The organism is Solibacillus sp. FSL W7-1324, assembly GCF_038008025.1.
In the GTDB taxonomy this organism is placed as follows: domain Bacteria; phylum Bacillota; class Bacilli; order Bacillales_A; family Planococcaceae; genus Solibacillus.
In genome coordinates, this window is sequence record NZ_JBBOYH010000001.1 from 324484 (window position 1) to 346804 (window position 22321).

The following is a 22321-nucleotide window of genomic DNA, read 5'->3' on the forward strand; positions in this document are numbered from 1 at the left end:
AAATGATATTTTTCTCTGAGAGAAAAATATCATTTTTTTGCTGAGCATTAAAATTGATTTCCATTCCGGGACGCTTTCCGCGGGCGTGGCCTGAGCCTGTAGTCTCAGGCGTCACGCTATTCCCGCAGGAGTCGCCCTGCATTCCAATCAATTTTGCAAAATATCCGTTTCTTAATAAAGGATTCCTGTTATTTATCGGTTATTCTACTTATGTCCCAGTTCTTTTCATGTGCTGCTTGCAATTTTTTATTCATAAGTACTGTGTGATAGCTATGTAGCAGCATGCCGATAATGATTACCGTCAGTCCGATTAGAGCAATCGGCTGCGGGAGCGGAACACTTAGTAAAATCATTTCACCGACCATCGCAAAAATAACTTCTGTCGATTGTGTCGCTTCAACGGCCGCCAGCTTTCCTTGATCGTGGCTCACCCGGTCTGTTGCGATAAAGAAAAGGGTTGTCGCAATGACACCGGAAGAAACCGCAACAAGCAGGGATTGGTACACTTGGCTCGCAGAGGGCATGCCGACCGTAAGTAATGCATAGACGGCAAGCAAAATCCATGCGGGCAGAGAAGCAATCGTCATGCCTAGAACCCGTTGAAACGGATCGACTTTTCCTTTGCATAGCTCCATCATTTTCCGGTTACCTAGCGGGTAGGCAAAAGCTGCGATGATTACAGGCAGTATACCGAGAAGCAGAGTTTTCATAGAAACTGACTGTGCCTGCGGAATTTGGATTAGTAAAATCCCGATTAAAATAATGCCCGAGATGCCTAGTGAAATAAGCGGAATTTTTGCCCTGACATCTTTTCCGGCGATAGTTGTAATAAACAAGGGGGCCAGCAAAACACCTGCTACAATCGTAAACTGCCATGTACCCGATACGAGCCAGCCTGGACCGAATGCCGCGGCAAATGTAAGTGGTGCATAAAATAATACGAACCCGACAAAGCTCCAAACGAGCCATGCACCCGGATGTTCTTTCATTTCATTTGATAATAAACGAAAACCGCCTTTTCCCCGTATGGCGACAATGGCAATGAGGAAGGGCAGCATGAAGAAGTAGCGGAGTGAAGAACTCCATAGCCAGCTGCCGCCTTCCAATTCCATTGAATGGTTCAATACAAATGTAACCGCAAAAAATAAGGCCGCTAAAATGCCAATCAGTATTTCCTTCATCACACACCTCACTTGATTGTATTGAATTTTCTGTCTATTAATTATACAAAAAAATGGAGCGAAAGTAATCGCCCCATTCAAAATTTTCCATTTTGTATTAACGTTTTTCAAATAACTGAACGATTTCAATAATGACTTCCGTCGCTTTTTCCATTGTTTCAGCTGATACAAATTCATATTTGCCGTGCATATTTTCGCCGCCCGCAAAAATATTCGGTGTCGGCAAGCCCATATATGAAAGCTGGGAACCGTCAGTACCGCCGCGGATTGGCTCGACAATCGGTGTAATGTTGAACTTGGCAAACGCTTCTTTTACGATATCGACGATTTCCATAACAGGCTCGATTTTTTCGCCCATATTGTAATATTGATCATCGATTGCTACAGTAATGGCCTCATCACCGTATTTTGCCTGTAACGCTTTGCCGACCTTTGCCATATACTCTTTTTTCTCTTCGAATTTCGCGCGGTCATGGTCACGGATAATGTATGACATTGTTGTTTCTTCAATTCCGCCGTTGAAATGCATTAAGTGGATAAAGCCTTCATAGCCGTCCGTTTTTTCAGGAACTGCATCTTTAGGCATTTCATTTTGGAATTCAATCGCCATTGTAATCGAGTTCACCATTTTATCTTTAGCAGAACCCGGGTGGATGTTCGTGCCGCGTGTCGTTACCTTTACGCCAGCTGCATTAAAGCTTTCGAATTGTAATTCACCAAGGGGACCGCCATCCATTGTGTACGCATAATCCGCACCGAATTTCTCGACATCAAACTTATGCGGACCGCGCCCGATTTCTTCGTCCGGTGTAAAGGCTACACGAATTTTCCCGTGCCTGATTTCCGGATTGTTCACTAAGTATTCCATCGCCGTCATAATTTCAGCGATGCCGGCTTTATCGTCCGCACCAAGCAATGTATTGCCGTCTGTTGTAATTAATGTTTGGCCAACATAGTTTTTCAAGTTCGGGAAGTAGTCCGGTGCCATGACTAAACCATTTTTTAATGTAATCGCTTCACCGTCATAGTTGTCGATGCGCTGAGGCTGTACATTTGTTCCTGTGTAATCCGATGTCGTATCAACATGCGCCAAAAAGCCAAGTGTCGGTACGTCTTTATCTGTATTTGATTCAAGTGTTGCAAAAAGGTAGCCGTTTTCGTCAAGTGTAATATCTGTTAAACCGATTGCTGCCAATTCATCTTTTAATACATGTAATAAATCGAATTGCTTCATTGTTGAAGGGGTTGTATCAGAGTTGAAATCTGATTGTGTATCAATTTTTGCGTAGCGTACTAAACGTTCAATTACTTTCTCTTTCATCCGAAAAAGACCTCCTAATACTTATTGCTTTTATTCTACACTTTTTATTTCGGTTTTTGAACTAATTTTGTCATAATCCATTATGCTGAGCATGAGGAAAAACTGTGCGCCGTAATACGTGAACATGATCAGAATATGGGAAGCGGGAACATCAAACATGAAGCGGTTGATCGCCAATACCGAGTCCGACATGATAAAGAGGATAGCACCGATGACAGCAAACTTACTGCCTGTTCGGAATGATGTCCACCCCATCGTTAAAATAACGAAAATATAGGCAGTCACTGCAATGGCAAGTACCGTGTCTCCTTTTTGCAGCAGACTTCCCGCAATCCAGAACATCATAACTACACCGAATAAAGCTAAAATAACTTTTACATACAGTGGTGTGTTCTGGTGGTTTGTTGAACGGAAAGCAAAAATATAGAAAATATGACCGATCAGGAAAAAGCTAAGTCCCACGATGAACCACTGCAATGTATAATCGCCAACAGCGCAGAAAATTAAACCGGTGGAGATGAGCCAATAATACGGAGATTTCACTTGAACTTTCGTTAAAAAGGCAAGCGCTATAAGTAAAATCATTGGCAAAAGCTTAAAGACCATTTTTAGCGAACTATCGATCGTTTCAAATAAGAATACATAATACAAGCCAAGCCCAAAGAACAGTAAAATCAGAACTTTACGTGCCATCCATTAACCCCCTAAATAACAAAACTACGATTTCAAGAAAATTCAATATATGTTCTATTATGCCAGAAATTATGCAGTTTTACTTGTTTATGAATCTTTTTGGAAGGTTATTCGTACATAATAAGTAAGAGAGGGTGATTGTTATGGGACAATTATTGCTAATAACGGCAATTGGATCACTTTTGATCACATTATTATTAATGCCGTTATCAAAAAAGGTACGCAATAAGGAGCTTTCGTCAAAAACATTTACGAGCTTATTTATTACAACATTTATAGTAAGTTTTATTTCAGTATTTTTAACTGTATATATTTCTAAAATCGATCTTAACTGGACGATTTTTCTATACGTAATACCTGTTGTAGCAATTATCGGAGCAATTTTTGCAGTCGGTAAGGAGCAAAAAGTTAAATCAGCAATCGTGCTTGTCAGCATTATTGGGATCGGCTATTTGGTAAGTGCGCCATTTTTAAATGCAGATGAAAAATTCAAGTCTTCAGAGATGAAGGAAAAAACGGAAATTTCGCCGTTTGATGAGACGAAAACACCGGCAAGTGTACCACCAAAGTTCGCTAAAAATAAAATGAAAAAAGCGTTTGGACAAGTGCCAAACACAAGCTATTATGAATTAGGAAATCTTCAAATTCAAAAAGTAAATGGTAACTATGTTTACATCGCACCTGTAGAGTTTTCAGGGTTCTTTAAGTGGTTCAACGGAAAAACAACACCTGGTTATTTCACGATGAGTGCAACAGACTCAAGCGATAATCCGAAGTTTGTGAAGGCTGAAATGAGCTATGTTCCATCAGCTTATTTAAATAAAAATCTGGAGCGTCATATTCGTCTCCAAAATCCTTCATTAATTTTCTATGGAGATCCGCAGCTGGAAATTGATGAAGAGGGAAAACCGTATTACATCCGTTCTTACGGCGAATTTATTTCGGCGCGTAACGGCTTTGATGTAAAAGGGATTGTACTTGTTGATGCGGAGACGGGTGCTACAGAAAAAATTGCGATTGCGAATGTACCGGAATTTATTGATGGTGCTGTATCACCGGAAGCGGTAAGTTTGCAGAACAGTTATTACGGTAACTATGTACACGGCTTCTGGAATAGTCTAGTCGGCAAAAAGGATGTTAAGTTGCCGAGTGATGAAGGTACGGAAGCAAATGTAAGCCCGATTTTTATGGAAGACGGGGAAATGTATTACTTCACTGATTTTACAAGTCCTAAAGAGGGCGTTGATTCGATGCTTGGTTATGCATTAACACATGCACGTACGGGTGAAGCAACGTACTATACCGGAAATCTGGAAGAGTCTTATATGGATTCCCAAGGGGCTCTTGAAATTATCGAGAAAAAGTTCATCGAAAAAGAATGGGAAGGCGAAATGCCGATCCTTTACAACTTCTATGGTGAAGCGAGCTGGCTGTCAGCTGTACTGGATGCGAACGGATTCCTGCAAAATTACTTCATCGTCTCTGCAGCAAATCCTGAAATTTCGGCATTTGGTACAACGCCAAATGAAGCATTAAGACTTTATAAAACAGCACTAAGCCGTGGCGGAAGTACGGTAGATGGTACTTCGAATGCTGAAGAAGCTAAGGCGACAGTAAAAGTCGTGCGTGTTTATAAAGAGCGTGTAGGTGATTTCACGATCGTATCATTCCTGGCGAACACAGGCGAAAACTTCATCGTATCTACAGAAGTTGCACCGTTTGCAATCTATTTGCAAGAAGGTGACCAGGCGACGATTACGTATGCAAAAACAGGAGAAGACTTCCAACCTGTAAAAACATTGCAGATTGAAGGGTTGAAATAAACAAAAGGAGTATGCCATTTTGAGGCATACTCCTTTTTAATTGGATTACTTCCAAGTAAAGCCTCGTGAAGCAAGGAAGTCTTTCATATGCGGACGGTTTTGCTGAACTAAGTAATCAGCCATTTGTTTCGTCCATGTCGCAGTCTTCTGATTTGAAGAACGGCTGCTATAATAGTCTTCCATAATTCCATCGTACTCATCCAGAAGTGTTTCATACTTATCAACGTCATAACCGTTTTCATGCAACACCGCAGCTACCGGTAAACGCGGCTTTGTTTCGTTGCGTTTTGTCGGTGTACCGATTGTCATCGCAAACAACGGGAAAACGTATTCCGGTAAATTGAAAAGCTCGCTGATTTCTTTAGGATTAGTACGGGCACCACCGATATAGCAAATGCCATAACCCATTGATTCAGCTGCAATAACGAAGTTTTGGGCAAATAACGCAACATCTGCTACCCCTACAAGAACATTTTCAGCAGAGTCAGCAGAAATATCAACCCCATGCTTTTGACCCGCTACTTGCAAACGTTTGAAATCTACACAAAACAAGAAAGAGGCACCTGCTGTTTTGAACTGGAATTCGTTTTTAGACAGTTCCCCAAGCTTCTTTTTCTTTTCTTCATCCGTTACCCAAATGACACTGTATGCCTGGACAAAATGCGAACTTGCTGCCATTTGTGCCGTTTCGATTAAATCGATGACCGTTTCTTTTGAAATTTCCTCACCTGTATATTTACGAACAGATGTATGACTGCGTAATAATTCTTTTGTATTCACGTGAACATCTCCCTTTTATGTAATAAAACTTAATGGTGTATCCTTCATGCTTATTTTAGTCAATATTTTACTTGAAGTCGATTATTAGCGTCTGTTCAATTCATAGAGATGAAATTTATGCATATCGTTAAATACAGATAAGAGCAATCTGAATTAAATCAGAAAATTTTAAATTTTTTGTGTTGACATATCGGATTAGTATGTTTTATACTGAGACACAACGATGGAACACAAATCACATAACTCTTATCAAGAGCGGCGGAGGGAATAGGCCCTGAGATGCCCGGCAACCAGTAAGTGATGAACTGACTAAGGTGCTAAATCCTACAAAATGGACAATCATTTTGAAAGATAAGAGGAGGCAAACTTGCTCATGCGCAACCCTCTTCTTAACTGAAGAGGGTTTTTTTCATTTAAAAAATCCTCCTCAAAAACACCGATTTCACCATCGATTAAATTTTTGGGGGTAATAAAATGACAAATTTAAGACCAGAAACATTATTATTACACGGGGGTCAAAAACCAGATCCTGAAACAGGAGCGATCGCTGTTCCGGTATACCGTACAACGGCTTATGCATTTAACGACACTGCTCATGCGCAACGTCTATTTGCATTACAGGAGACAGGCAATATTTATTCTCGTATTATGAACCCGACAGTCGGGGCATTTGAAGAACGGGTTGCTTTATTAGAAGGGGGTACAGCTGCAGTAGGGCTTTCATCTGGCGCAGCAGCAGTAGCATTTTCTATTTTAAACGTAGCCGGTGCAGGGGATGAAATTGTTGCGGCAGGCTCACTTTACGGTGGGACTTACAATTTATTCGCAACTACATTGCCTCGTTACGGCATTACAGTGAAATTTGTGGATGAATCAGATCCTGCAAACTTCCAGGCGGCAATCACGGATAAAACGAAGGCAATCTTCGCTGAAATTATCGGAAATCCAAGCTTAAAAGTACTGGATATTGAAGCGGTAGCAAACATCGCTCATGACAATGGTCTTCCTTTATTAATCGACAGCACATTTGCTTCCCCATACGGAAGTAATCCGATTGAATTCGGCGCGGATGTTGTCATTCATTCTGCAACAAAGTGGATTGGCGGTCATGGAACGACAATCGGCGGGATTGTTGTTGATGCAGGTAAGTTTGATTGGACGCAAGGAAGACATCCAGGATTTACAGAACCGGATACTTCATACCATGGTCTACGCTACGGAATTGACACAGCAGGCGCTGCATTTGCGACAAAGCTTCGTGTTCAACTATTGCGTGATTTTGGTCCAACATTATCTGCTGACGCGGCATTTAACTTCCTGCAAGGACTTGAAACGCTTCATTTGCGTATTGTCCGTCACAATGAAAATACACAAAAGGTAGCCGAGTATTTAAGAAACCACCCATTTGTGGAGTACGTAAATTACAACGGCTTTGAAGATTTTGCGACACATGATCTAGCGAAGAAGTATTTGAAAAATGGCTTCGGATCGATCATTACATTCGGTATTAAAGGTGGGCGTGAAGCAGGCCGCCAAGTAATCGATAACGTAGAACTGTTCTCTCATGTAGCGAACGTTGGGGATGCCCGTTCATTGATCATCCACCCTGCGAGCACAACACACCAACAGTTATCTGCTGAAGAATTAAAAACTGCCGGCGTATCGGAAGAGCTCATTCGCTTATCGATCGGGTTAGAAGCAGCAGAAGATATTATCGCTGATTTAGAACAGGCATTAGCAAAAGTTGCGGCTGAAGTAGGCGTAGAAACAAACGCATAAAATGTGATGAAAGGCTTAGCTTCTCCCATTCGAGAAGTTAAGCAATTTTTAGAAAATTAATCCCTACTATTTTTATAAGTTTTATTGACAAATATAAAACCTAGTAATACAATGGGGATAATAAAATACCAACCAGAAAAATTTAAAATGATGTTGCAGCATCATTGGAAGAAAAGGAGTTGTTCAACATGGGGAAAGTATACAGTGCACAAAACATTGCAGCCTATATTATTTATGAACTTAATGACGTAAAGGAATTTGTGAACGCTTGCGCTATCCAGCAAATTTTGGCGGATGTGAATACGATGTGGCAGCATGTTTTCGGACACAATGCTTTCTCAGAACAAGCTCACGATCTTTCCACAGAAGGTTATGTTGTAAGAGAAGTAGCCGAAGCATATAAAATTCATGGTACAGCCCATATTTTATCGCCAGCAAGAGAATGGTTTTTAAAGTACGGGGAATTTCAGTTAGTGGAGCGCCCATATGCGGTTCCTAACTACTCGGCAAAAGAGGAAATCGTCATGACCAAGATTTTAACTGCCTATCGTTTACGGGCATTTAATGATATAAACGTGGCAGTATAAAATAATTCCGGAACACTAGCGAGCCCCCTTGCTAGTGTTTTTTATTTTTTGTGGTGTTGATGTATGACGTTTTATTAGAAGAATGAAGAGAGTTATTAGAAGAAGTTTTGGGAATATTAGAAGAAATGGCGATGTTATTAGAATTTGAGGGGAATCATGGTTTGTGTACGTGCTTTTTTAGCCGAAAAATGAATGCAAAAACTGGTATGCCGGTTTTATTAGAACAATGGAGTGGGATATTAGAAGAAGTGTGAGTGATATTAGCACATTGAGCTCGGATATTAGCATGTTTCGTATCCATATTAGAACATTGACAGGATATATTAGAAGATCGCAATTTTATTAGAACATTTTAAAATATATTAGATGATTTCCGAATATATTAGAAAATAACAAAACGCCCTTACTACATAGCCTCAACTATAAGAAGTGACTGGAAATATTTGCGCCTTCCACCCTAAAATAGCTCTTAAAAAATAAAATTTGGATGAATATTGACCGTTTACAGTAAACAAATGTCCTTCTAGGCGAGATTCCCCTTGTTTTCATGTATTATATAAGATAGAATTTGCTTTAAGATAAATTTTTTGAATTATTCGTTAATATATGTGTGTTAAGAATTTGGAGGAGAAAGGCAATGGCAACAATCAAGGCAGCGATCTTAGGATTTGGCACAGTAGGTCAGGGGATTTACCATATTTTAAATGAGAAGAGGCAGGAGCTTCGCGAAAAGCTAGGTGTTGAACTGGAGGTCGCGAAGATTTTAGTTACCGATGCAAGCCGTGAGCGTGTACCGGGGACAAAGCATTTAATGACGGAATCAATGGATGACGTACTGGCAGAAAATAATCTGCAAGTTGTTTTTGAAGCGATTGTAAATGAAGAACCTGCATTTACTTATTTAAAGCGCGCTGTTGAGGCGAAATGCCATGTCATTACAGCAAATAAAGTAATGCTTGCAAAACGGGGCGAGGAGCTCGAAGCATTGGCGAAAGTAAATGGTGTGTTCGTAGGCTACGAGGCAACAGTAGCAGGCGGTGTGCCGATTATCAAAACAATGAAAAATATTCTTTTAGTCAATGAAGTAAGCTGTGTTCAAGGAATTTTAAATGGAACAACGAACTATATTTTAACAAAAATGCGTGCGGAAGGCTGGAGCTTTGAACAGGCATTAAAAGAAGCGCAGCAATTAGGCTATGCAGAAGCAGATCCATTTAACGATGTATCGGGGCAGGACGCATTCAAAAAGCTGATGATCTTATCGAGTCTTGCATTTGGAGAACAGCCAAATTGGGCAGATGTTGAAGTGATCGGCATTGATACAATCTCACCGGAGCAAGTAGCGGAAGCAACAGCACAAGGTTTGCGTTATCGTCATGTGGCGGAAGTGGAAAAACTCGAAGATGGTACGATTCAGGCAAAAGTGGCACCACTATTGGTGAACAATGAACATCCGCTTTATCCTGTGGACGATGTGTTCAATGCTGTAACGATGGAGACAAACTACATCGGAACATTATCTGTAATTGGCCCGGGAGCGGGAATGTATCCGACTGCAAGTGTAATGGTAGAGGATTACGCTGAAATTATCGGTAAACGCGCGGGGTTTACAGTAACTATATAATAAGAAGAGATTAAAAAAGAAGCGAACTCGATGAACGAATTCGCTTCTTTTCTGTTTACTTTGCGTCGGGTGCTTTAACAATTTTATTCTTAGTCTTCATCTTTTATATCGACATCTTCGGGAATCGGTGTATTCCTCCAGATTTCGATCTCTTCTTTAATTCGCTCAAGCTGCTGATGGTACGTATCAAATTGCGCACTATTAATTAAAAAGTGTTCACCATCATGCACTGCTTTAATGCGACCAGCATAAATGTACTGTAAAACCTGATGTTCTGGCATGCCTATATCTGCTGCAGTTTGTTCAACCGTTTTATACATCATGATGCCTCCTTTTTAGTTTTAGTTAATCTTATTATAAATCGATTTTAGAAAAACTTCATCTCGAATAGACTCACAACGTATGATAGCATAATTAATATAATTAAATGAGGTGTGGGATGTGAATATTTTACCGTATTTGTTTGTACTGCTGGCCGCCATGCTTTGGGGGACAGTCGGGACAACGCAAACCTTTTTAACGGAAGGGGTTTCTTCGTTTGCAGTAGCATGTGTTAGGTCGGGTATTGGCGGCGGGGTCTTGCTGCTGGCAGTACTTTTAATGCGGAAAATTTCATTTCGTAACTGGTCTTGGAAATGGACGATTTTAGCGGCGATTGCGATCGCTTTATTCCAAAGCCTGTTTTTCACTTCCGTCCGTTTTACAGGAGTTGCAGTAGGGACGGTTGTGACAATCGGAAGTGCCCCGGTATTTGCAGGTTTCATCGAGTGGGTATTTTGGAAAGTGCGTCCAACTCTCGTGTGGGCAATCGCAACAGTGCTCGCCATTGTCGGCTGCCTACTATTGTTTATGAATCAGGGGGAGACGGCGATCAATCCGCTGGGCATTGGGCTCGCGTTGGCTGCAGGTTCCATGTTTGCGCTATATACGAATGTGAGCAAGCAATTGATGAAACAGGAAGAAACATTGCCTGCTGTTGCAATGACTTTTACCATTTGCGCATTGCTTTTGTTGCCGCTCGCAGCGAAAGACGGGTTTGGCTGGCTGACAGAAGGCGTGAATATTTGGCCAATCCTTTTTATGGCACTTGCTGCTACAAGTTTGGCATACATACTATTTTTAGGCGGTTTAAAGAAAATCAGTTCGTCCGCCGCAGTAACATTGAGCCTAGCCGAACCTTTAACAGCCGCATTACTCGGTGTGTTTTTAGTAGGGGAACATTTAACATTTGTTGCTTGGCTCGGTGTTAGTTTGTTATTAGGTGGAATATTAGTGCTGACATTCGGCACAAAGAAAGCTGCTTCATAGGAGGCAGCTTTTTTATTGGTATAAGTACGCGGTGAAAGTGGAATGAACTGACCATAAAGTGGAAAGTTCTGTGTGAGAAGTAGAACTTTTTAAATGAAAAGTAGAACCTAATGCTGGGAAAGTGGAACCTTATTAATTTAAATAAGAAATCTTAAGAATTTCTTCAGATTTACAGTAGAGAGATGTTAAGAATTGGGCTTTATTATAAACTTATAAGAAAAAGTTGTGAGGTGAGCAAGATGAATCAGCTGACGGTGCTCGTTACAGATGATGATCAGGATATCCGGGACGGCATAGAAATTTATTTGAAAAATGAAGGCTACCGGGTGTTGAAAGCGGCGGACGGGCTTGAGGCAATCAAACTGCTTGAACAAAATGAAGTACACTGCATTATTTTAGACATTATGATGCCGAATATGGATGGGATTACAGCCACATTCAAAATTCGTGCAGAACGCAATATCCCGATTATTATGCTCAGTGCAAAGGCGGAACAAACCGATAAGATCCACGGACTTTCAGTAGGAGCGGACGATTATATTACAAAGCCGTTCCACCCGCTAGAACTGATGGCACGTGTGAAGTCGCAGCTAAGACGCTATGTGAATCTCGGCACGGCTGGGGAATCTGCGCCTCTTGTCGAAGGACTTGAGCTGGATGCGGCTGCTCGGGAAATCCGTGTGGACGGAACTCCTGTCAAGCTGACACCGACCGAATATAAAATTACCGAGCTTCTTCTAAAGAATGCGGGGCGCGTCTACTCGATCAGTGATATTTATGAGCTCGTATGGAATGAACCCGCTTATAATGCCGAGAATATCGTTGCGGTGCATATCCGCAAAATCCGAGAAAAAATTGAAGCAGATCCGAAAAACCCTCGCTATTTAAAAGTCGTATGGGGACTAGGTTACAAAATTGAAAAGTAAAATTTTCTCATGGGTTGGAGCACTCGGCGCGGCATTCGGTTTTTATTTTCTCGGGACATATTTTATCGACTATTTGACAGGACGTTTTGTGCCTTTAGTAAAGCAATTTCTATACTTTCTATAATTAAGTAAGGAGGAAGAAAAATGAAAAACAATAAATTATACCTCCAGCTTTTTCTTATATTTGTAGTCGTAACGGCAGTCAGTTTAATTTTTACTAATGGCGGTCGTTATTTAGGGAAAACTTTTTATGAATCGCAAAATTATAATAATGAAGCGGAGAACTTAGTATTTGAGTTTTCGCAGTATGTGTTTAATACGCCGACAGAAAAGGATTTTGAAGGGGCTTTAACAGTATCGGAGGAGGAAATGGAAGATTACCGTACATATTACGGTTCCCTTGCTGAGCAAATTCAAAATATTAAAGAGCAGTATGCAGGTGAAATAGACTCAACACAAGATCAGGAAGTTATCGAGGCAATTAAACAAGAACGGGATGCTAAAATTGCCGACATTAAGAAAAACTTTGAAGATGATGAGTATGTAAAAGAAAAAATTCTAGTAATTAAGAAAAAAGCGATTCAGCAGAAGCTGAAAGAAATTGAAAGAGAAAAGAAAGAAGTTTTGAGCAAATATGATCACTTTGCTTATGAATTTAAAGATGAGAAAACCGGAGAAGTTTACCGCAATGGCGATATTAGTGAAAAGAGCGTCTTTAAAAAAACAATTAACAACTTAGGGAAAAACCTCTCAGGTCTCTATCCGCTTAATTATTATGAGCAAGATACCATGGGGATTTTGCAGGATAGCTACACACTTGAGCAGGATTTATCGGATATTTCGGGTGTTGTAACAGTCCCGGCTAGTTGGATTGAAAACAATCATAGCAATGAAAAAAGTGCATTTATTATTACGAAATATGTTTATTATGGGATTATTCTTGCAGGGATTATCAGTTTCATTTTATTGATGACGTCTTTAAAACCGACGCTTGAACAATTCAATTGCAAGTTCCAGCTACGTGAACTATTTGAACGTTTACCGATTGATATTCGCATCGTAGCAACGCTTATTGCAACATACTTCGCGTTTATGTTTAACGGTTCTTTTACAAGATCCATCCATGGGCTAATCTATTACTTTACCGATAATCGTTTCGACTTTTTAATGGATTTCATCGTAACAGGTGTTATCAGTTTTGCGCTTATTGCCGCGGTCGTCTTTATGGTTGTCTCCATATGGGTAAGCTTAAAAGGACAGCATGATCTGGAGAAAATCTGGCCGGAGACATTTACGGCGAAGTTCGTAGATGGTGCCATCTCAATGTTTGAAAATCGTTCAATCGGAATGCAGTCATTAATATTGTTAGTTGTTGTTTTCCTTGGTGGTTTTGGATTTGCTGTTGTAATGGCAGCAGCAAGTTTCGGTGTTTTCCTGTTTTATATGTTTTTATTTGTAGTGTTCTTCATTCCAGCGCTTTTCATTTTTATGCGTCGTATGGGCTACCTGAACCGTATTATGCAGCATACTGAGAACATGGCACATGGCCGTCTTACAAAGGATTTAAAGGTAAGAGGAAAATCTCCTTTAGCGAGACACGCAGAAAATTTAAATGGTCTTCGTGAAGGTGTCCGTAACAGTATGAATGAACAGGCGAAAAGTGAGCAGATGAAAACGGAGTTGATTACGAACGTCAGCCATGATTTGCGTACACCGCTTACGTCGATCATTACGTATACGGATTTACTGAAAAATCCATCGATCTCAGAGGAAGAGCGAAAAAAATATATCGAGATTTTAGATGCGAAATCGAATCGTTTGAAAACATTAATAGAAGATTTATTTGAAGTATCGAAAATGGCAAGCGGCAATGTAGAAATTACGAAACAGCGCATCGACTTAGCACAACTGTTGCAGCAGGCGGTCGGTGAGCATGGGGAAGACTTTGCAGCAGCCAATCTGGATTTGCGTATCAATATTGCGGAGCAGCCGATTTATGCTTATGTGGACGGGCAAAAGTGGTGGCGTGTCATTGATAACTTAATTATTAACGCAAGGAAATATTCGTTGGAGGGCACACGTGTTTACGTCAATTTAAAGTCCTATGAAGGAAATGCGGAGTTGACTGTAAAAAATGTGGCGAAATACGAACTGAACGAGGAAGCGTCCCAATTAATCGAGCGTTTCAAACGTGCCGATACATCACGTCATACAGAAGGCTCAGGGCTGGGGCTAGCGATTGCACAGTCGATCGTTGATTTGCATGACGGACAATTGGACATCGCCGTTGATGGGGATCTGTTTAAAGTAACGGTTAGTATTCCCACAGAAAGATAACGATTGAACTGCAGTGAGGGGGAGATTACCTTGCTGCAGTTTTTTGTTTTGGGGGGACGGGTGCAGGCGAGTACTTATTAGAAGAAAAAACTTTTTATTAGAAGAAGTGTACCGGATATTTGAAGATGTGAACCGGTTATTCGAAAATGTTACACACATATTAGAAGAACGGGCCAGGATATTAGAAACTCAAGGATTTATTAGAACAACTGAATGTTGTATTAGACAAAAACAGATTTTATTAGAAAACCCCAACCCCATCCACAGTCACAATGTAAAAGCTTATTGACTAACGCCATTTACTCAAAATATAGTAAAATGGCAACATTGTAGATGACAAAATAAGTTAGGAGCAACATGACAATGCGTATACTTTGGGGCATGGTAGCATTAGCGATATATAGCGGTCTTACATTTTATCTTGGGTGGAATTTTAGAGCATGGCTGTTGTCGATTCATCAATTTCGCTGGCCGATTGTTTATTGGACAGTGCTGTTTCTCGTATCATACGGTTATTTTATAGGAAAGCTCCATCCACTGTTGACGCCATTTTCGGTGCTCGGCAGTTATTGGATGTTCTTTTTGCAGTACGGGCTCATCCTTTGTATCGTGGCAAACTTGATTATTAAGTTTACGCCGCTTACAACAAGAATGGTCGGTACAGGAGTGGTTGGTTTACTGATCATTTTATTGATTGCAGGTACATATTTTGCATATTCACCGGTAGTTCGAAAAGCTACGATAAATATCGATAAGCCTGGAGACGATATGCGTATCGTTATGGCATCGGATTTCCACCTCGGTTTGTTGTCGGGGAAAGGCCATTTGGACAAGTTTGTCGCGCTTTCCAATGAACAAAATCCCGATTTAGTACTTCTTCCGGGTGATATTGTCGATGATAGTCCAAAGCGCTTTGTCGAAAAAGATATGGGCGAAGTAATGAAAAATTTGAAGGCGACATATGGTGTATACGGAGTACTGGGTAACCATGAATATTACGGCAATGAAATTCCGGAATTTAAGAAGGAAATGGCTGAGGCAAATGTTGAAATTTTAATGGATGAAACCATTTTAGTGGCAAATCGTTTTTATTTAACAGGGCGTGAAGATGCGACGAACAAGAACCGCCTAGCCTTAAATGAAATGCAGCCAGAAAATGTTGACCTGCCTTGGTTTGTCATGAACCATACACCGTTGGATTTGGATGAGCCAGCTAATTTAGGTGTGGATTTTCATGTTTCCGGACATACGCATCGCGGTCAAATGTGGCCAAACCATCTCATAACGGAAAGAGTTTTTGAGTTGGATTATGGCCTGGTTGAAAAAGAGCAGATGCACGCGCTTGTTTCGAGCGGCTTTGGTTTTTGGGGGCCACCGACACGGCTTGGCAGTCGCTCCGAATTATGGGTTATAGATGTGAAATTTAGCGAATAGGATAGGAAAAAGGGGAACGTGAAATGGAATGGATTGAGCTTTTAAAAGCTTTAATTTTAGGATTTGTCGAAGGAATGACCGAGTTTGCACCGGTTTCTTCAACAGGACATATGATTATCGTTGATGATATGTGGCTGCAAACAAAGGAATTTTTAGGTTCCGGTTCGGCAAATACATTTAAAATTGTAATTCAGCTTGGATCGATATTGGCAGTCGTTTTCGTTATGTGGAAACGATTACTGAGCCTAGTTGGATTATATAAAATAGAAGGACAGAAAAAAACGCGGTTTAATTTAGGACATGTAATCGTCGGTATCATTCCAGCAGGTATTTTCGGCTTGCTGTTTGAAGATTTTATCGATGAAAATTTATTCAGTATCAAAACTGTCATTGTAGGACTGATCATTGGTGCCATCTTTATGATTATTGCCGACAAGTTTGGTCCGCGAAGACCGGCCATCACGTCATTGGATGATATTTCGTACAGTAAAGCATTGAAAATAGGGTTTATCCAATGTTTATCGCTTTGGCCAGGGTTTTCACGATCAGGCTCGACGATTTCAGGTGGGGTACTTCTTGGACTGGATCATAAAACAGCGGCGGACTTTACGTTCATAATGGCCGTACCAATTATGGCGGGGGCTAGCGGTTTGTCGCTTGTTAAGAACTGGGACCAAATTAATGCCGATCACTTTTGGTTTTATGTAGTCGGCTTTGTGAGCGCATTCGTATTTGCACTTATTTCAATTAAATTCTTCCTGAAGCTGATTTCAAAAGTGAAATTAACGCCATTTGCGATTTACCGAATCGTGCTGGCACTAATCTTAATTATTGTTTTAGCTGTATAAAAAGGAAAAGGAGCTGTCCTGAATTCGGGACCGCTCCTTTTTTGGTGCGCCCGGCATGTGCATGAACTATAGGGTGAAAGTCCCGAACCCCGAAGACAGAAGTAGAGGTTAGCCAAGAGCAAGGGTGTCCGTGGTGATGCGGAATCTGAAGGAAGCTGGAGGCAAAGCACCGGTCCGAGGAACACGAATCTCATATAAGGCTAGATATGATTGGATGAGTTTGCCAAACAAAACAAAATCCTTTCTGTCGAAGGTCATATCGAGTAAATGAGGCGGATAGATGGTGTGAAAGTGCATGTTCTTACCCGGGGAGGTCTGATAGAAACGTGAAGTACTCTTCATAACCTACTTGGTGACAAGTAATTGAACTGTCAGAAGTCAGCAGAGGTCATAGTACAAGTAAGTCTAGAATTACTTGGAAGGACTGAACGATTAAGAGAGAATAGCCCTTGGCTTTCCAACTTGGATGAATGAACACAGAAAACAGAAGTAACCTCACGCTTAGAAAGAAGTGGTGAATTCCACGAGGGTATTTGCGGAGGGTGTAGTCTAGTTGGGCAAAAGAAGAAAAAAGCTATTCACGGAAAGGAACGAAATGGTGATGTTGAATCAAATTCTGGAACGGCAAAACATGATACAAGCCTTAAAGCGAGTAGAAGCGAATAAAGGAAGCCATGGAGTAGACATGATGCCCGTAAAAACCTTACGACAGCACATTCACGAAAATTGGGATACCATTAAATCGCAGATTTTGACTGGAACCTATGAACCGCAGCCGGTACGCCGGGTCGAAATCCCGAAACCGGACGGTGGCGTGCGACTATTAGGCATACCAACCGTGACTGACCGTTTGATTCAGCAAGCCATCTCGCAGATTTTATCAAAAGAATATGACCTAACATTCTCGGACCACAGCTATGGATTCCGTCCAAATCGGAGTGCTCATGATGCGGTGAGAAAGGCAAAAGGCTATTTAAAAGAGGGATACCGATGGGTAATTGATATGGATTTAGAGAAATTCTTTGATAAGGTTAATCATGACCGCCTAATGGCAACATTAGCAAAACGAATTTCGGATAAACCGTTAATAAAACTTATTCGTAAATATCTCCAAGCGGGTGTCATGATAAATGGAGTAATTTCAAGTACAGAAGAAGGGACCCCTCAAGGTGGTCCTTTAAGTCCGCTACTTTCTAATATCGTCTTAGATGAACTTGATAAAGAGCTAGAGAAACGAGGACATAAATTCGTTCGCTACGCAGATGATTGCAATATTTATGTGAAAACCGAACGTGCTGGATTACGGGTTATGGCAAGTGTACAGCGATTCATCGAGGGTAAACTTCGTTTAAAAGTAAATGAAAAGAAATCAGCAGTAGACCGCCCATGGAATCGTAAATTCCTTGGTTTTAGTTTTACGAATCATAAAGAACCGAAAGTTCGCATTGCGAAATCAAGTCTCGTACGAATGAAGAAGAAAATACGGGAAATTACCTCAAGAAAGATGCCTTATTCCATAGAATACCGAATTGAAAAGTTGAACCAATATCTGATAGGGTGGTGTGGATATTTCGCTTTAGCGGATACTCCTTCAATATTTAAAGCGTTAGATGGATGGATTAAACGGAGATTACGTATGTGTCTATGGAAGAATTGGAAGAACCCCCGAACAAGAGTCAGAAATCTTATTCGTTTAAAAGTACCTTATGGGAAAGCATACGAATGGGGAAACACCCGAAAAGGGTACTGGCGCATTTCAAAAAGCCCCATATTACACAGAACCCTCGGCAATTCCTATTGGGAAAGCCAAGGGCTGAAAAGTCTGCAAGTTCGTTATGAAACTTTGCGTTATTCATCTTAATTGAACCGCCGTATACGGATCCGTACGTACGGTGGTGTGAGAGGTCGGGAGTTAATCACTCCCTCCTACTCGATTGCTTATTTATTGAACAGATCGAATAATCCGCCGATACCGCCTTCACCTGCGTCTTTGCCGCCACCACCTTGAGTAACTGGTGCTGCAGCAAATACACGGCTTGCCAGACGGCTGAATGGCAATGATTGTACCCAAACTGTACCAGGGCCGGAAAGCGTTGCAAAGAATAATCCTTCTCCACCGAATAAAGCCGTTTTAATGCCGCTGACCATTTCGATATCGTAATTTACATCTTGTGTCATTGCTACTAAACAGCCTGTATCAATGCGCAATGTTTCGCCTGGCTGAAGTTTACGTTCATAAATTGTGCCGCCAGCGTGTACAAAAGCCATCCCGTCACCTTCAAGCTTCTGCATAATGAAACCTTCACCACCGAAGAAACCTGTACCTAATTTTCTCTGGAATTCTACGCCTACCGATACACCTTTTGCAGCAGCTAGAAATGCATCTTTCTGGCAGATGATTTTGCCGTCCAATTCGCTTAAATTCATCGGAATGATTTTACCTGGATATGGGGAAGCAAAGTATACTTTACGTTTGCCCATGCCGTTATTTGTAAACATCGTCATGAATAAGCTTTCGCCTGTAATTAAACGTTTTCCTGCACCAAGTAATTTCCCCATTAAACCGGAGCCATGATTTGCCGAGCCGTCCCCGAATACGGTCTCCATCTGGATCTGATCTTCCATCATCATTAAACTGCCGGCTTCCGCCACAACTGTTTCCTGCGGGTCAAGCTCCACCTCTACAAACTGCATATCATCGCCGTGTAAGACGTAATCGATTTCATGATTTTTCATTTTTATGTCTCCTTACAATTCAATTTTATACTCACGATTATAGATACGCTTGAAAATTCCAAAAGTTTCAAAATGACGAAAATAATATTTGTCACTGAATAATATTATTCTGTTATTCTTTTTGAGAAAAAAAGGGAATAAAGTAGAGAATGTCGAATAATTAAAAGGTAAATGAGAATTTGTGAGGTGGAGAGATGAAGCTGTTAAATTTTATTGGTGGAGAATGGATAGAAGACGATTCATTGCAAACGATGCCTGTGATCAATCCTGCAAATGGTGAACAGTTAGGAACGATACCACTTTCGACAAAATTCCAAGTCGAACTCGCTGCTCAAAAGGCGAAAGCGGCTCAAAAAGAATGGGCGCTTGTCCCTGCGCCAAAACGAGCAGATTATTTATATGAAATTGCATTTAAACTGAAAGAAAAGAAAGAACATCTTGCGCAAATCTTAACGAAGGAAATGGGCAAGGTCATTGAAGAAGCACGAGGAGAAGTACAAGAAGGAATCGACATGGCACTTTATATGGCAGCGGAGGGGAGACGTTTATTTGGAGAAACGGTCCCGTCGGAATTGCCGAATAAGTTTGCGATGAGTGTACGCGCACCGATTGGGGTGGCAGGACTCATTACGCCGTGGAATTTCCCGATTGCAATTGCGACATGGAAATCATTCCCTGCACTCGTTGCCGGAAATACAGTTGTTTGGAAGCCTTCCAACGAAACACCTTTTATGGCTTACGAGCTTGCAAAAATATTTGAAGAGGTCGGCTTGCCGCCAGGCGTTGTGAACGTTGTGTTCGGTTCCGGTCCTACAGTCGGTACAGCGATTGTCGAGCATCCGGACATCCGTGTCATTTCCTTTACGGGATCTACAACGACAGGCAGCAAAGTAGCTGAGCTTGGCGGAAAGCATCTGAAAAAAGTTTCGCTGGAAATGGGCGGGAAAAATGCAGTCATTGTCATGGATGATGCCAATTTGGACTTAGCGCTTGAAGGTATTTTATGGAGCGCATTTGGTACGGCAGGACAGCGCTGTACAGCATGCAGCCGTGTAATTGTGCATAAAAATGTAAAACAGGAGTTGGAAAATCGTCTTGTGGAGGCAACGAAGCAGCTGACAATCGGAGACGGGTTGGATCCTTCAGTTAAAGTAGGGCCGGTCATTAATAAGGCTGCCCTTGAAAAAATCAATCATTATGTACAGATCGGTAAGCAGCAAGGTGCGAATTTGCTGATTGGCGGAGAAATTTTATCTGAAGGTGAATTGGCAAAAGGTTATTACTATGCCCCAACAATTTTCACCGATGTGGAAGCATCAAGCATACTCGCACAAGAGGAAATTTTCGGTCCTGTCATTAGTATTATTGAAGTCAGCAGTTTGGAAGAGGCAATTGAAGTGAACAACGGTGTAAAGTTTGGCTTATCAAGCTCGATTTTCTCGCAAGATGTCAACACAATCTTCAAAGCACAGCAGTTGCTTGATACAGGAATTGTTTATGTAAATGCCGGAACAACAGGCGCGGAAATTCACTTGCCGTTTGGCGGGACGAAAGGTACAGGAAATGGTCACCGCGATTCCGGTCAGGCAGCGCTTGATGTTTATACGGAATGGAAGAGTATTTATGTAGACTACAGCGGCAAGTTGCAACGTGCCCAAATCGATAATAACGCTTGATGATTCATCTTTAAGAATCATCACATCTCAAAATTCTGGACGCAATCACGCTGATGCGTAATTGACTTAATAAAAAAGGGGATGTTTACATGAAAGTAGTAGTGTTAGGTGCAGGGTTGATGGGGAAAGAAGTAGCGCGCGATTTAGTCCTTAGTGAAGATGTGAAAAAGATTTATTTAGCCGATGTTTCAACAGATCCTACAAAGGAATTCGTTAATACATTGAATACAGATAAGGTGGAAGTAATTCAGCTTGATGCAGAAGATGACAAAGCATTGCGCGATGTCATCAGCCGTGGTGATGTAGTAGTGAATGCACTGTTCTATAAGTTCAATGAACGTGTTGCCAAAGCTGCAATTGATGCAGGGGTGCACTCGGTAGACTTAGGAGGCCACATTGGCGGAATTACAGAATCTATTTTCGAAATGCACGGTCAGGCAGTCGATAATGGCGTGACGATTATTCCGGATTTAGGTGTAGCACCGGGAATGATCAATATTTTGACGGGTTACGGGGCGACAAAGTTTGATTCTGTAGATTCGATTAAACTTTATGTAGGTGGTATTCCAACAACGCCACAGCCTCCACTGCACTATATTCGTGTATTCTCGCTGGATGGGGTATTTGACCACTATACTGAGCCTTCGAAAATGATTCAAAAAGGTGTTCTTACAGAGGTCGAGTCTTTAACAGGGCTAGAGCCGATTTACTTTGACGAGTTCGGTGTATTAGAGGCGTTCTACACGTCAGGCGGAATTTCAACTTTATATAAAACGTTCCCCCATGTGAAAACGCTCGAATACAAGACGATCCGCTATAAAGGTCATGCGGAGCAGTTCAAACTGCTTGCTGAACTAGGTTTCCTTGACAAAAATAATACCGTTCAAGCTGGCGGTCGTGAAGTAAATGTCCGGGAAGTAACGAGGGAAGTATTAGAGAAAAAGCTGGATATCGGCGATAATGTCGATGCCGTATTATTACGTGCAATTATTTCAGGCGAAAAGTCGGAAGAGCAAATTACGTACGAATATGAGATGGTCGTGCGTAAAGATACTGAGCAAAACGTGACGGCGATGGCACGTGCGACAGCGAATACGATTTCCATTGTAGCTCAAATGGTTGGCAAAGGGCTAATTGGGGAGCGCGGTGTATTTGCACCGGAAACAGTTGTGCCAGGTCGTGAGTTTATTCGGGAAATGGCGAAGCGAGGTGTTGATATAAAGGAAACGTCACACCGTTCATCAATGATTGTAAAGTGGTAGGAGTGA

The 22321-nt window shown here is 41.3% G+C and carries 18 protein-coding genes and 1 riboswitch; of the genes, 12 read left to right on the forward strand and 6 right to left on the reverse strand.

Features of this window, described 5'->3' with window-relative positions:
- Positions 1-188 precede the first annotated feature (188 nt).
- From MKY71_RS01615 to MKY71_RS01625, 3 genes are all read right to left on the reverse strand, one after another.
- Positions 189-1181 carry a DMT family transporter gene (locus MKY71_RS01615; protein WP_340731377.1) on the reverse strand — a complete coding sequence of 331 codons (993 nt, stop codon included), beginning with the start codon at positions 1179-1181 and terminating at the stop codon, positions 189-191.
- A 97-nt stretch (positions 1182-1278) separates the two neighbouring features.
- A complete protein-coding gene (gene pepT / locus MKY71_RS01620) occupies positions 1279-2502 on the reverse strand; it encodes a peptidase T (protein WP_340731378.1) in 1224 nt (407 codons plus the stop codon).
- Positions 2503-2532: 30 nt separating this feature from the next.
- Positions 2533-3195: a lysoplasmalogenase gene (locus MKY71_RS01625; protein ID WP_340731379.1), complete on the reverse strand. Its 663-nt coding sequence runs from the start codon at positions 3193-3195 to the stop codon at positions 2533-2535.
- A gap of 143 nt (positions 3196-3338) precedes the next feature.
- On the opposite strand from MKY71_RS01625, the gene MKY71_RS01630 reads away from it, so the two are divergent.
- Positions 3339-5018: a hypothetical protein gene (locus MKY71_RS01630; protein WP_339174899.1), complete on the forward strand. Its 1680-nt coding sequence runs from the start codon at positions 3339-3341 to the stop codon at positions 5016-5018.
- A gap of 45 nt (positions 5019-5063) precedes the next feature.
- On the opposite strand, the gene nfsA is transcribed toward MKY71_RS01630, so the two are convergent.
- The gene (gene nfsA / locus MKY71_RS01635) at positions 5064-5798 is read right to left on the reverse strand and encodes an oxygen-insensitive NADPH nitroreductase (protein ID WP_339174900.1); all 735 of its coding nucleotides are present in this window, start codon (positions 5796-5798) and stop codon (positions 5064-5066) included.
- A 243-nt stretch (positions 5799-6041) separates the two neighbouring features.
- A riboswitch (SAM riboswitch) is annotated at positions 6042-6156 on the forward strand.
- Positions 6157-6272: 116 nt separating this feature from the next.
- Here nfsA and MKY71_RS01640 point away from each other — a divergent pair.
- From MKY71_RS01640 to MKY71_RS01650, 3 genes are all read left to right on the forward strand, one after another.
- Positions 6273-7577 carry an O-acetylhomoserine aminocarboxypropyltransferase/cysteine synthase family protein gene (locus MKY71_RS01640; protein WP_339174901.1) on the forward strand — a complete coding sequence of 435 codons (1305 nt, stop codon included), beginning with the start codon at positions 6273-6275 and terminating at the stop codon, positions 7575-7577.
- A 188-nt stretch (positions 7578-7765) separates the two neighbouring features.
- On the forward strand, positions 7766-8164 hold the full coding sequence (locus tag MKY71_RS01645) for a hypothetical protein (protein ID WP_340731380.1): 399 nt from the start codon (positions 7766-7768) through the stop codon (positions 8162-8164).
- Positions 8165-8801: 637 nt separating this feature from the next.
- Positions 8802-9788 (forward strand): homoserine dehydrogenase, encoded by a 987-nt coding sequence (locus tag MKY71_RS01650; protein WP_339174905.1) that lies wholly within the window; start codon positions 8802-8804, stop codon positions 9786-9788.
- Positions 9789-9877: 89 nt separating this feature from the next.
- On the opposite strand, the gene MKY71_RS01655 is transcribed toward MKY71_RS01650, so the two are convergent.
- Positions 9878-10108 carry a DNA-binding protein gene (locus tag MKY71_RS01655; protein ID WP_339174906.1) on the reverse strand — a complete coding sequence of 77 codons (231 nt, stop codon included), beginning with the start codon at positions 10106-10108 and terminating at the stop codon, positions 9878-9880.
- A gap of 121 nt (positions 10109-10229) precedes the next feature.
- Between MKY71_RS01655 and MKY71_RS01660 the strand changes: the two genes are divergently transcribed.
- The 6 genes from MKY71_RS01660 (at position 10230) to ltrA (ending at position 18502) form a co-directional block, all read left to right on the forward strand.
- Positions 10230-11096, forward strand: coding sequence for a DMT family transporter (locus MKY71_RS01660; RefSeq protein ID WP_340731381.1), 867 nt, complete (start codon positions 10230-10232; stop codon positions 11094-11096).
- A 239-nt stretch (positions 11097-11335) separates the two neighbouring features.
- Positions 11336-12022: a response regulator transcription factor gene (locus MKY71_RS01665; RefSeq protein WP_339174909.1), complete on the forward strand. Its 687-nt coding sequence runs from the start codon at positions 11336-11338 to the stop codon at positions 12020-12022.
- Between the two features lie 144 nt (positions 12023-12166).
- The gene (locus tag MKY71_RS01670; protein ID WP_340731382.1) at positions 12167-14359 is read left to right on the forward strand and encodes a histidine kinase dimerization/phospho-acceptor domain-containing protein; all 2193 of its coding nucleotides are present in this window, start codon (positions 12167-12169) and stop codon (positions 14357-14359) included.
- A 363-nt stretch (positions 14360-14722) separates the two neighbouring features.
- Complete coding sequence (locus tag MKY71_RS01675; RefSeq protein ID WP_340731383.1) at positions 14723-15793, forward strand: metallophosphoesterase; 1071 nt, start codon at positions 14723-14725, stop codon at positions 15791-15793.
- A 23-nt stretch (positions 15794-15816) separates the two neighbouring features.
- On the forward strand, positions 15817-16641 hold the full coding sequence (locus MKY71_RS01680) for an undecaprenyl-diphosphate phosphatase (protein ID WP_339197198.1): 825 nt from the start codon (positions 15817-15819) through the stop codon (positions 16639-16641).
- Between the two features lie 598 nt (positions 16642-17239).
- The gene (gene ltrA, locus MKY71_RS01685) at positions 17240-18502 is read left to right on the forward strand and encodes a group II intron reverse transcriptase/maturase (RefSeq protein ID WP_340733596.1); all 1263 of its coding nucleotides are present in this window, start codon (positions 17240-17242) and stop codon (positions 18500-18502) included.
- A 77-nt stretch (positions 18503-18579) separates the two neighbouring features.
- On the opposite strand, the gene MKY71_RS01690 is transcribed toward ltrA, so the two are convergent.
- Entirely contained in the window at positions 18580-19377 is a 798-nt protein-coding gene (locus tag MKY71_RS01690; RefSeq protein WP_339174914.1) for a TIGR00266 family protein, read from the reverse strand.
- A 194-nt stretch (positions 19378-19571) separates the two neighbouring features.
- Here MKY71_RS01690 and MKY71_RS01695 point away from each other — a divergent pair, with 194 nt between their 5' ends.
- Together MKY71_RS01695 and MKY71_RS01700 are read left to right on the forward strand one after the other, a co-directional pair.
- Entirely contained in the window at positions 19572-21053 is a 1482-nt protein-coding gene (locus tag MKY71_RS01695) for an aldehyde dehydrogenase family protein (protein WP_340731384.1), read from the forward strand.
- 89 nt (positions 21054-21142) lie between these two features.
- Positions 21143-22315: a saccharopine dehydrogenase family protein gene (locus MKY71_RS01700; protein ID WP_340731385.1), complete on the forward strand. Its 1173-nt coding sequence runs from the start codon at positions 21143-21145 to the stop codon at positions 22313-22315.
- The last annotated feature ends 6 nt before the right edge of the window (positions 22316-22321 follow it).

Excerpts from the sequence above, each read along its gene's own strand:
- MKY71_RS01615 (WP_340731377.1), bottom strand. The coding sequence starts at position 1,181 with ATGAAGGAAATACTGATTGGCATTTTAGCGGCCTTATTTTTTGCGGTT.
- MKY71_RS01640 (WP_339174901.1), top strand. The coding sequence starts at position 6,273 with ATGACAAATTTAAGACCAGAAACATTATTATTACACGGGGGTCAAAAA.
- MKY71_RS01680 (WP_339197198.1), top strand. The coding sequence starts at position 15,817 with ATGGAATGGATTGAGCTTTTAAAAGCTTTAATTTTAGGATTTGTCGAA.
- MKY71_RS01675 (WP_340731383.1), top strand. The coding sequence starts at position 14,723 with ATGCGTATACTTTGGGGCATGGTAGCATTAGCGATATATAGCGGTCTT.
- MKY71_RS01655 (WP_339174906.1), bottom strand. The coding sequence starts at position 10,108 with ATGTATAAAACGGTTGAACAAACTGCAGCAGATATAGGCATGCCAGAA.
- MKY71_RS01670 (WP_340731382.1), top strand. The coding sequence starts at position 12,167 with ATGAAAAACAATAAATTATACCTCCAGCTTTTTCTTATATTTGTAGTC.
- MKY71_RS01665 (WP_339174909.1), top strand. The coding sequence starts at position 11,336 with ATGAATCAGCTGACGGTGCTCGTTACAGATGATGATCAGGATATCCGG.
- MKY71_RS01700 (WP_340731385.1), top strand. The coding sequence starts at position 21,143 with ATGAAAGTAGTAGTGTTAGGTGCAGGGTTGATGGGGAAAGAAGTAGCG.
- MKY71_RS01650 (WP_339174905.1), top strand. The coding sequence starts at position 8,802 with ATGGCAACAATCAAGGCAGCGATCTTAGGATTTGGCACAGTAGGTCAG.
- MKY71_RS01695 (WP_340731384.1), top strand. The coding sequence starts at position 19,572 with ATGAAGCTGTTAAATTTTATTGGTGGAGAATGGATAGAAGACGATTCA.
- MKY71_RS01645 (WP_340731380.1), top strand. The coding sequence starts at position 7,766 with ATGGGGAAAGTATACAGTGCACAAAACATTGCAGCCTATATTATTTAT.
- MKY71_RS01625 (WP_340731379.1), bottom strand. The coding sequence starts at position 3,195 with ATGGCACGTAAAGTTCTGATTTTACTGTTCTTTGGGCTTGGCTTGTAT.
- MKY71_RS01630 (WP_339174899.1), top strand. The coding sequence starts at position 3,339 with ATGGGACAATTATTGCTAATAACGGCAATTGGATCACTTTTGATCACA.
- MKY71_RS01690 (WP_339174914.1), bottom strand. The coding sequence starts at position 19,377 with ATGAAAAATCATGAAATCGATTACGTCTTACACGGCGATGATATGCAG.
- pepT (WP_340731378.1), bottom strand. The coding sequence starts at position 2,502 with ATGAAAGAGAAAGTAATTGAACGTTTAGTACGCTACGCAAAAATTGAT.